This window comes from Ferrovibrio sp., from assembly GCF_019636075.1.
Classification (GTDB): Bacteria; Pseudomonadota; Alphaproteobacteria; order Ferrovibrionales; family Ferrovibrionaceae; genus Ferrovibrio.
Window position 1 is genome coordinate 1 of the sequence record NZ_JAHBYG010000073.1, and the last position, 10,140, is coordinate 10,140.

Annotated in this window: 8 protein-coding genes; 2 read left to right on the forward strand and 6 right to left on the reverse strand. The window is 54.8% G+C overall.

What is annotated here, in order from left to right; translation table 11 throughout:
- Together KF827_RS19095 and KF827_RS19100 are read left to right on the forward strand one after the other, a co-directional pair.
- Positions 1-677 (forward strand): PAS domain-containing protein (locus KF827_RS19095; protein WP_291009070.1); only part of this gene is annotated, 677 nt, incomplete at its 5' end.
- A gap of 15 nt (positions 678-692) precedes the next feature.
- Complete coding sequence (locus KF827_RS19100; RefSeq protein WP_291009072.1) at positions 693-2,105, forward strand: sigma 54-interacting transcriptional regulator; 1,413 nt, start codon at positions 693-695, stop codon at positions 2,103-2,105.
- 56 nt (positions 2,106-2,161) lie between these two features.
- Here KF827_RS19100 and KF827_RS19105 read toward each other — a convergent pair whose 3' ends face one another.
- The 6 genes from KF827_RS19105 to KF827_RS19130 all read right to left on the reverse strand — a co-directional run bounded on the left by KF827_RS19105 (position 2,162) and on the right by KF827_RS19130 (position 9,901).
- Positions 2,162-5,995 carry a response regulator gene (locus KF827_RS19105; RefSeq protein WP_291009075.1) on the reverse strand — a complete coding sequence of 1,278 codons (3,834 nt, stop codon included), beginning with the start codon at positions 5,993-5,995 and terminating at the stop codon, positions 2,162-2,164.
- A gap of 450 nt (positions 5,996-6,445) precedes the next feature.
- The gene (locus KF827_RS19110; protein ID WP_291009078.1) at positions 6,446-7,234 is read right to left on the reverse strand and encodes a response regulator; all 789 of its coding nucleotides are present in this window, start codon (positions 7,232-7,234) and stop codon (positions 6,446-6,448) included.
- 145 nt (positions 7,235-7,379) lie between these two features.
- Positions 7,380-7,664, reverse strand: coding sequence for a hypothetical protein (locus tag KF827_RS19115; protein WP_291009081.1), 285 nt, complete (start codon positions 7,662-7,664; stop codon positions 7,380-7,382).
- A complete protein-coding gene (locus KF827_RS19120; protein WP_291009083.1) occupies positions 7,646-8,560 on the reverse strand; it encodes a tetratricopeptide repeat protein in 915 nt (304 codons plus the stop codon). Before KF827_RS19120 ends, KF827_RS19115 begins: the two co-directional genes overlap by 19 nt.
- A 66-nt stretch (positions 8,561-8,626) precedes the next feature.
- Entirely contained in the window at positions 8,627-9,118 is a 492-nt protein-coding gene (locus tag KF827_RS19125) for a hypothetical protein (protein WP_291009086.1), read from the reverse strand.
- 48 nt (positions 9,119-9,166) lie between these two features.
- On the reverse strand, positions 9,167-9,901 hold the full coding sequence (locus tag KF827_RS19130) for a hypothetical protein (RefSeq protein ID WP_291009089.1): 735 nt from the start codon (positions 9,899-9,901) through the stop codon (positions 9,167-9,169).
- Positions 9,902-10,140 lie beyond the last annotated feature (239 nt).

A 10,140-nucleotide genomic window follows, 5' to 3' on the forward strand; every position in this document is an offset into this window, starting at 1 on the left:
TCACCGAACCGGTGGATATCAGCCGGCCGGACGAAGATATTGTCGATCAAGTCTTCAGCAATCCGTCGATCTGGCGCATGTGCAATCGGGCTATGGCGCAACTCTATCAACTGCCCGAACATCTTGAGTTGAACGATCAGAGCGTACGGCTTTACTGGCCCCGCAGCCCTGCCAATGAAGCATTCGTGCGCCAGATCATTTCATCCGGCTTTGCCGTCAACAATGCAATTTCGGTAGATCGTCGCCACGATGGCAGTAGCATCTTCATCGATAATGATGTGCGTGCCGATATCCATGATGGCTGGCTGCTGCGCATCTGGGGCAATTGCCGCAACATCAGCCCGCAGCGCGATGCGCAAAACGAGGCGGAGAAGAAGCTGCTTTCCTGGACGCGTGTTTTCAACGCCATGCCGCAAGCTGTGCTGGTGCTGGATGGCAATGGCCGCGCGGTTTGGCGTAATACCGGATTTCAGCGTCTGTTCGGTGAGGATCAGACTGTGGATGAGCAATTCTTGGCGCTGTCTGACAAAAACGGCTGGCACAGCGCGGCACTCACCGGCCTTGACGGGCTGAAGCGCCAATACAGTTTCCATCTGGATCGTGTTTTGGGTGATGACGACCAGCCCTGGATCGTGATTGCAATCGATCACAAGGCCCAGGCGCCTTCCTCGCCCTAGCAATGGAGTGACGGCATGTTGATGGCAACCAACCTCCCTCCTCTGCAGATCGGTGTAATCGATGGCGGCATGGCAAATTGGGCTGAGTTGGCGCAATGCGTAAGCAGCGCAGCCTTTCGAGCCTTCTGCGATGTGCATGGCGATGGCATCGTGGTTGCCGATGCCGACCGCAAGATCTTACTGGCCAACAAAGCCGCTGCAAGAATGCTTTGCCTTGAGCGCAAGGAAATCGAAGGCCGGTTCTTGGATCGCCTACCGGCGCGCAGCGCCGTTGACCTGGAAGGTTTTCTGGCCGCCTCGGAGGCTGGAGCCTTTCTCACCATTCTGAAAGACCGGAAGGGTCTGGCCAGCTATCATGTGCAGGGCAAGATCATCAATAGCGGTGAGGCAAATCGCCATCTAACCATTCTTTTCATGCGCGAACAGCAGAACGGTGACGACGCGGCGCGCATCACACGGAAAGCGCCTGGCGCCGAAGCCCGCACCACCTTTCTGGCAGGGCCCACGGCAGAGTCTTTGGCCAAAAGCATTACTGCATATAATCGCAATGCCCGGATACTGATCCTGGGCGAATCCGGTGTCGGCAAAACCGCAATTGCGCAATACATCCACAAAAGCGCTGCCGCCAAGGGCCGTCCCTTCGTGCACGTGAATTGCGGCAGCATCCCTGAAACGCTTTTTGAATCGGAAGTCTTCGGCTATGAACGCGGTGCTTTCACCGGCGCTCTGCAGAATGGTAAGCGCGGCTATATCGAAAGCGCCATGGGTGGCACGCTTTTTCTGGATGAAATTGCCGAGATACCGCTGACCAGCCAAGCCAAGCTGCTTAAGTTCCTGGAAGATGGCAGCATTCAGCCCGTTGGCGCATCTGCCAGCAAACATGTGGCCACACATGTCATCGCCGCCACAAATCGCAATCTGCGCGAAATGGTAGCCGCCGGCAGTTTCCGCCGCGATCTCTATTACCGCCTGTCGCATTTTACCATCCGCATTCCTTGCCTGCGCGAGCGTGACGATCTGAATGAGTTGATCCATCTGCTGCTGCAAGACGTGAATGAAACCCGGCATTCTCCACTGCGGCTTTCCGAGGATTGCCTGTCAGCTATGCTGGAGTATCACTATCCCGGCAACATTCGCGAATTGCGCAACATCCTTGAGCATCTGGCGATCATGGCCGACGAAATCGCCCGGCCTGAGGATTTGCCCGATGATATGCACCTGGAAATGCGCACCCCTGCCGACCCGACGCAGAAAACCGCCATGCCCAACCTGGCGCATATATCCGATGGCCTGAGATCCATGGTGCAGGCTTACGAAATGGATGTAATCGGCCAGGCCGTTGCCAAATACGGCAGTAAGCGCGAAGCCGCGCGGCATCTCAAAATCGATGTGGCCACGTTGATCCGCAAGATGCGGCGAGAAGGCTGAACAGCGCGGCCATCAACCGCTGCAAACCGGGCTGCAGCAAGCTCTTCCTATTCGATTCAATCCTTGAGAACTCGGCTCAATTTGTCCAAACACTCGATCAAATGGGCCCGGAAAACCGGCGCCAGGTTATCTGCCATGGCGTTATCCCCCCTGCGGATCGTGCGTTCGAACATGTCTGCGATCTCGCAAAAATCTGAAACGCCGAAATAACCCGCCGCGCCTTTTATCTGATGGACCAATTCCGCCACCTGGGGCAATGCTCTTTCTTGATAGAGCGCATCGAATTGCCTTGGCGCTTCGCTGAAATCCCGCAAGAAGCTGTTGACCATTCTTTCCGCCCGCTGCCGGTCGCCGCCGAATCGCTGCTTAAGAGATTCCATTTCGATATCGGATGACGTTACGTTTCTCCCGTCGCCTTGCGGATCGGTCGGCGGCAGGCTGCCATCCAAAACCTGCATAAGCGTTTGATAGAGGGTCGCCTCATCGATCGGCTTGGTCAAATGCGCAGTCATGCCGGCCTCAAGGCTAGCGCGGCGATCCTCCACGCGCGCTTGCGCAGTCAATGCGATCACAGGCAAATCCGCCCATTTCTCGTATGTGCGGATTTTTTCCACTGCCGCAAGGCCATTCATATTCGGCATATGCATGTCCATGAGAACCGCATCAAAGTCGCTCTCTTCCATCTTGGCTAGAGCATCCAGGCCATCCACTGCGGTTTCCACTTCCACGCCAACCAGGCTCAGGAATTCAGACGCCACCTCGCGATTCAGAGCATTGTCATCCACAACCAGAACGCGGCGGCCGGTAAGCGCGCGCGTTACTTCATTCTGGGTCATTGCGGCCGACGGCACCTCCTTGGCCGTTGCGATTTCCATTTCATTGGACAGGATGCCCAAAACAGTATTGAACATGACAGATTGTGTAACCGGCTTGAGTAACAAGCCATGCAAGCCGATTTCCTCCACCGCTTTTATCACAATTTCATGGCCGTAGGCGGTCACCATCAGCACGGCCGGCATTTTTCGCAGGTGCAAATCCGATTTGATATGCCGCGCGGTTTCCAGCCCATCCATCCCGGGCATCCGCCAATCCAACAGCACGATATCAAAGCTGTTTCCTTCCGTTGCCCTGGTGCGCAACAGATTCAGCGCCTCCTCGCCTGACGATACGGCCTCCGTGATCATCCCAAAATTGGAAACCATTTCGGATAGTGCAACCCGGGCATTTTCATTGTCATCTACGATCAGGATGCGGCGATTCTGAAGATTCCCGCCGCTCTGTTCTGCCAAGGCAGTGGCCAAGCGTTCTTCTTTCACACGCTCCAGCGCCACAGTGAAAATGAAAGTACTGCCCACACCTGGCTGGCTTTCAACGCGTATGCTACCGCCCATCATTTCCACAAGGCGCTTGCAAATGGCCAAGCCAAGCCCGGTGCCGCCATATTTCCGCGAAGTGTCTATGCTTGCCTGGGTAAAGGGCCGGAACAATCCCTTTATCTGATCTTCGCTCAACCCAACCCCGGTATCACGCACCGAGAATTGCAGCAAACAACGGTTTGCATTCTCCGCAGCCTGAGCCTTGGATAACAATGTTGCTGGCAACGTTACCGGCGCGATGGAAACGAGGATATCGCCATGTTCGGTGAATTTTACTGCGTTACCAACAAGGTTGGTAAGAATTTGCCCAAGTCGCAGAGCATCGCCCTTGAAGCGGGTAGGTGTGCCGGATTGTACCGAGAAGGCTATTTCAAGCCCCTTCTCCTCCGCCTTCAACACCGTAACCGTCGCCACCGATTCCAAAATGGACTCGATTGTGAAAATCGAAGTTTCCAATTCGAGGCCACCGGCCTCTATCTTCGAAAAATCCAGAATGTCGCTGATGATACCAAGCAATACTTTGGCTGAAGCGTTTATCTTCTCCAAATAATTGCGCTGCTTGGAATCGAGGCTGGTTTGCAACGCCAGTCGCGCCATACCAATAACCGTATTCATCGGCGTGCGGATTTCATGGCTCATGGTCGCCAGGAAATCGCTTTTTGAGCGTTCTGCAGCTTCCGCAGCTTCCTTCGCCAGTCGGAGTGCCTCAGCGGCTTCACGTTCGGCCGTAATATCGCGGGCAATGCCGTCCCAGATTGTGCGCCCATCACCCAGGTTTCGGACGGCGGCACGGTAATGCGCCCATATCGTACGCCCATCCCTGGTTATAAGTCGGCATTCACAATCCAGTATGTCGCCCTGTTTGCGCGATTGCTTCAGTGCCGCAAGAATGCCGCCGCGGTCTTCTGGATGGAGTGCGCGGAGCACTTCATCTGAATTAGACATGATCTGCGCGGCGGGAATCCCTGTCAAACGCTCTGTGCCGCCACTGACGTAAACAACCCTGTATTTCCGCTCTTGCGTACGCTCAAGCCTGAATATCACGCCGCTTGGAAGATTATCGGCCAGCGCCACCAGGCGATCACTCTGCTCCTTGCTCTCGCTGATATCCTGTACCGTACCGGCTAGTTTTATAATGCGGCCGGTATCGTCCTTTATCGCGCCACCACGCACATAGGCCGGAAAGCTCGTGCCATCATCGCGCAAATGCTCCACTTCCAGCCAATAGGATTCGCCGGTTGCCACGCAATGATTTATGGCTTTTGTTACGCGCTCATAGCTTTCGGGCGCCAGCAGGGCGGATAAGCCTTCAACCGTGAGAGGCGGACCATTTGGATCGACCCGGTTGAGTTCGTAGAGCATATCCGAACTGGTGAAACTGTTTGTCTCCAGATCCAGCGACCAGCTGCCAATACGGGCAATTTTTTCAGCCTGCCGCAGCGCTTCGCTGCTCTCTCGCGCCAAAAGCTCCGCCTGCTGGCTTTCGAGCAAAGTTTTTTGCAAAACCTTTTCCGCTTCATCCAGACTGATGCGAAGGGTTTCAAATTCAGACACGAAGGATGGAGGAATATCGACGACGATCTTGCTGCTGCTGGCATTCTGGCTATTCGCAACGGCGCGCGCACGCCTGGCCAGCCGGCTTACGGGCTGCAAAATACGCTGCACCAGAGCAATCGCCAAAGCAAGCGCAACCAAAATGGTAATGCTGGACGCCACCAGCATCACATAAATCGGCTGCTGCCAGCGCCCATCGAAGCTTGCGGCGGTTTCGCCGGCCACGGCAAACCAGTTCGGAGTACCGCTTATCTTCTGGAAGCCTAAGACGACCTCGCCACCTTCCAGAGTCTTTGCGCGAAAAACTCCGTTATCCGCACCAAGAGCAACGAGGCGCTCCCAATCCGGCACCGGCCTGCCGATGAATCGTTCGCCATCCACAGTGCGGCCGATAATGCGTCCAGTCCCATCGACAACGGCTAGAATTGCCGATGATGATGAAACATTCGGCCGATAAAGAGATTGAATCATCACCGAAGGACTGGTCGCCAATACAGCAACCTCTACTGCCTGCACGCCCATCCTATCCGGCACAGCAGCCAGTAGCCGCATTGTTGCCTTCTGGGTTTCATGCGCGGTGACGATATTGGAGAGCTTTATTTCCCCTGAAGATGCCGCCTCGGTAATCACCCGAACGACTTCCGGATCTTGCCCCGGATCAGGCTTTATGCTGCCATCGTTTGCAACTGAATATATGTCCAGCCCCACACCCATGAAGGGGCTCAAGGCCTGCAACGTATTCGTCGAAGCATCATTTGGGTGATCATGCCGGCGGATTTCAGCGAATCCGAGGATAAGTCGCGCCGTTGCATTCAACTCGCTATCAACGGATTGGGCGACCATTTGCGCCGTTTCGAGCAGACGTTGGCTTGAAGCCTCACGATAGGATTCGCCAGCACGAAACAAAGCCATCGCCACAACGCCGAGCGTGGGAAACAAAACCAACAAAACAATGCCCACAAGGCATGTTCTAAGCGATGGACGACCTGGCCAGCCAGGGAAGCGAAGCAACATTCCCACCCCACAAACTGTCTGCATTGCAACGCAGCGTCCCGGTTTAAAGCAACCAAGACAACTTAGTTTAATATCGAGTAGGCCAGGTTGCACTTTATTTTGAGGAAAACGGCACGTCCGCCCTTAATTCGTGTAAATCAAATCGAAAAACATATATTAGCCGCCGGCATGAAAGTATTTTAGCCTCCAAATTAATTAATCGAGAATTCTAGAATTAAACCGAAATGCAAAGAAATTCTTCAACTTATATATTCGAGTTTTTATCATGAATTTCTTTTATTACTGCAAAAATCAGCGGACTTTTATTCGCGAATTACCATGCCTAAACAATACACATAATATGCTGCCGAACAGGAGAGAGAAGATTGGCATCAAGACACGGCATCTCTGCCACGGTTAGTCCAGGCTGGCACGAATCGCAATCAACTGCTGCCGCATATCCTCGGTCAGAGCCTGTAACTCCACCAAAAGCGGCGCAGCGGATTCCAAATCGGTCGAACTGATCTGCCCGAAGCGTTCGGCCAAGGCCGCAATCATCACCGCGCCCAACTGCCCGGCCATCCCCTTCAGGATATGCATTGCCTTATGAAAGGCCTCCAGATCCTTCTGCTCATAGGCCTGACGCAACTGCTCCAGTGGTTTTTCCACAGTATCGATCGCAACATTCAAAATCCTGCGCATATGCTCAGGCGGCCGCCGCATCTTCATCATCTGCAGCATGGTAAGATCAAGAATGTTGGCCTCAGGTTCGTTTTCTATAATGGAATAGCTATATTCTGTACGTGCCTGATACGGAAGATTGGCAATCCTCCTCAGCAGGCGCGGCCAATCCAGTGGCTGCGTGAAGATTTCGGTGAGGCCAGACGCTGCGGCATATCCGCGATCATAAAAAGTGCCGTCTGCGACCAAAGCCAGAATAGGAATTTCAACAAATTTTCCGCCCTGGCTGCGCAGACTTTCGCAAAGCATATGCGGGTCCATGCCGGCTGTTCCGGGATCAACATTGCCAAGCAACACCACATCGAAGCGCGGTTGAAGCAGCAACGCCTCACTGCCCATTGCCTCCAGCATTTCAGCGCCAGTAGCGGCAACCGTTACCTCATGGCCAATGCGGCACAGAGTATCAGCCACCAACATCCGCATCACCGAATTACTGTCAGTATAAAGGACAGCTTTTGCCCGCATCTCTATAGCTTCTCTAAATACACGCTATGATAATCAAATATATGCATTGTACATTCTTATAACAACAAAAAGTTACTCGCTTTGTAATCAAAAATTGCAAACTTCAATATTTGATGAGGCCATGCACGCCATTCACACAAAACATCTAACGAGGCGTATGACGCGGCGTGCACAGATTGACCTTGCGGCAAACAAGTTTCGTATCTTGCCAGATTTCAAAGCCGGAAATGAATGGCTGGCGGCTGGCATGAATACGTTCGGCGGCAATGATAACGTCTTCTTCCGAGAGCCCATCGTAACGAAGCTCGTCCACGATCCGCTCTGATCTGCCGAAGAAATAGATCATATATCGGGTCATGCAGAGGAAGCCTTCCGCAATCGAACGAACATCGTATGCCGGATTGGTATGCATCAGTGTGTCCACGCCCATTTGCGGGCAGCCTGCAATCCGCCATCGATAATCTCCGCCGGCACCCGCTCTACCATATGCTTGATGGCGCCCCGTGCGGTGTTTTGCAGTTTGCTGTCGGCCGAGGTGGAGGCAAGGGCAAACCATTTCACGGCCTGGGTAAGCTGCTCGCGCATTTCACCACCGGCCTCGCCAGTAGCGTAGATGAAGCCGGCATTCAGCTGCGCCGGACCATAGCCGTTTTCAGCCGCAAGCAAGTACCAGCGCAAAGCCTCGGCGATATTCTTGTCGATAGCCTCACCCTTTTCATATATCCAGCCAAGATTATGCTGCGCCTCGGTAACGCCTGCATCTGCGGCCGTCTGTGTCAATTCCAAGCCCTTCTGCAGATCCTTGGTGACACCCAGTCCGTTCATGTAGAGAAATCCGAGATTGGCCATTGCCTCGTTGTTGCCCTCGGCAGCAGCCAGGCGGAACCATTCGGCCGCAGCAGCAGGGTCGCGGGGCACGCCATTGCCCTTATGCAACATCTGCCCGAGTGCATTACGCGCTTCATTGTTGCCGCTTTTCGCAGCGGCCTGCAAAGATTGCCAGGCAAGCGCCGGATTCCGGGTTACGCCATGGCCATTCAGATACACAACGCCAAGCAAATATTGCGACGCCGCATGGCCGGCAGAAGCTGATTTCTGCAACAGCCGGACAGCCTCCGAAAGAAGTTCCTCCGGCGTATCTTCCGCGCTCAGGGCCGCATAGGCCGCGGCATATTGCACCTCGGCATCACCTTGTTCAGCCTTCTGCAGAGCCTCTTGCATGCTGCCTGTCACTTGCTGCGCCATGACAGGAAATTGCAAAGCAATGCCGGCAAGAACACTGGCGGCAAACAGCATGGAACGAAAAGTGCGGGATGAAACAACCATGACCAACCTCCGGATACATACTGAAGCATAGTTCCGCGCAGGGCAGACTGAAGCAGCAAAGCTGCTTCAGCGGTCGCCGTCGGGATGATGCCCTTTGCGGCCCTTATAACCACCCTTCCGGGTCTGGCTGTATTTATCGCCGATACTCACTTCGGTGCTCGCATCAGCGCCCTGATTGCCATTGTTATCCTGGTCCCCCTTCACGGTTACCTGAGAATTGTTGCCAACCGTAACGCTGTTGTAATTGCCGATGGATGTTGACGACGAGCTGTAGACGTATTGCTGCAAAGCGCCCAGGCCGCCGCCAGATCCGCCGCTGCCATCGCCGCTGCCGCCGAGCTGTTGAGTGATCTGCGCCTGCGCGGCGAAAGAATTGTTGCGAGCGGGGAAGTTATACGGGGCGCTGCCCATCAGCATCTGCGCCTGTGCGCTCTGATCTGCGCCAAAGACCACGAAGGCGCCAACGGAAAGCAAAAGCTTCCAAGCCATGTGTTTCATCTCAAACTCTCCCTTTGCAAGCCAGAGATCGCAATCATCCGGCATATTGAGTATTTGCATGGAATCCGGCGGTCGTTGGGGGGTGAATCGCTTCACCCCCCAAGCCGATTACTTCTTCATCACCGAGATGTTGACGTTGTTGCCAACGGCGGTGGCGACAGAGTTCACCAGCGGGCCTTCAACGCCGCCGATGTTCTTGAAGTTGGAGATCTTCACGTCGCGCACGGCCGAAAGGGCCGTCACATCCATGCGGTTGGTCTGCACCGCATTGGCCACGTGGGTGGCATCCTGCAGGTTGGCCAGCGCATTCTCCAGGTTGATGTTGTTGCCCACCGCAGTGGCCGTGCTATCCACGGTCAGGTTGCGGATGGTGCGCACGGTGGAACGGGCAGTCACCTCACCCAAGCTGCCGCCAGTGCCACGGGCAATCTGGCTCAGATCGGTGAACATGGCCTGAGTGTCGGCGGTGACGCTGATGTTGTTGGCCACGGCGGTGGCCGAGCTCACCAGATCACCCAACTCGTGCACAGCGTCGAGGGCGCCGCTGCTCACGTAGCTGTGGCCCCACTTGCCCTTGGTCTTGATCTTGCTGCCGGGCTGTTCCACAGCGATATCGTGCACCGTGGAGGTGGCAACGATATTGCCCACGGAGAGCTGCTCCAGTTCCACCGTGGTCATCGACGAGGGATCGAGATTCAGGCGAATATCGATGCACGGGTCGACGGTCAGATAGAACTGCCAGTAGCTCTTGTCGAAAGCTTGCGCCGAGCCAGCCGACAGGCCGAGGGCGAGAACACCGCCGGCAGCGGTCGCAAACAGGGTCTTCTTCAGCACATTACGCATGTTACTTCTCCTTTTTGGTTAGATAATTGTCGAAGTGACCGGTCTGCACGATTTCGCATTCAGGCTTGGTCGGCAGGCCAATAAAATCCGTCATGATCTGGTACACGCCCATTTCGACAACGGATCTCACGCCGAGCTGAAGCGGTTCATTTCTGATCCGTCCCGCATCAAACTCGACTGATCCACCCCCACGAGGTGGTCCGGTAGGTATTTTAGTTTAGTCGTGTGGTTTTGGGCAA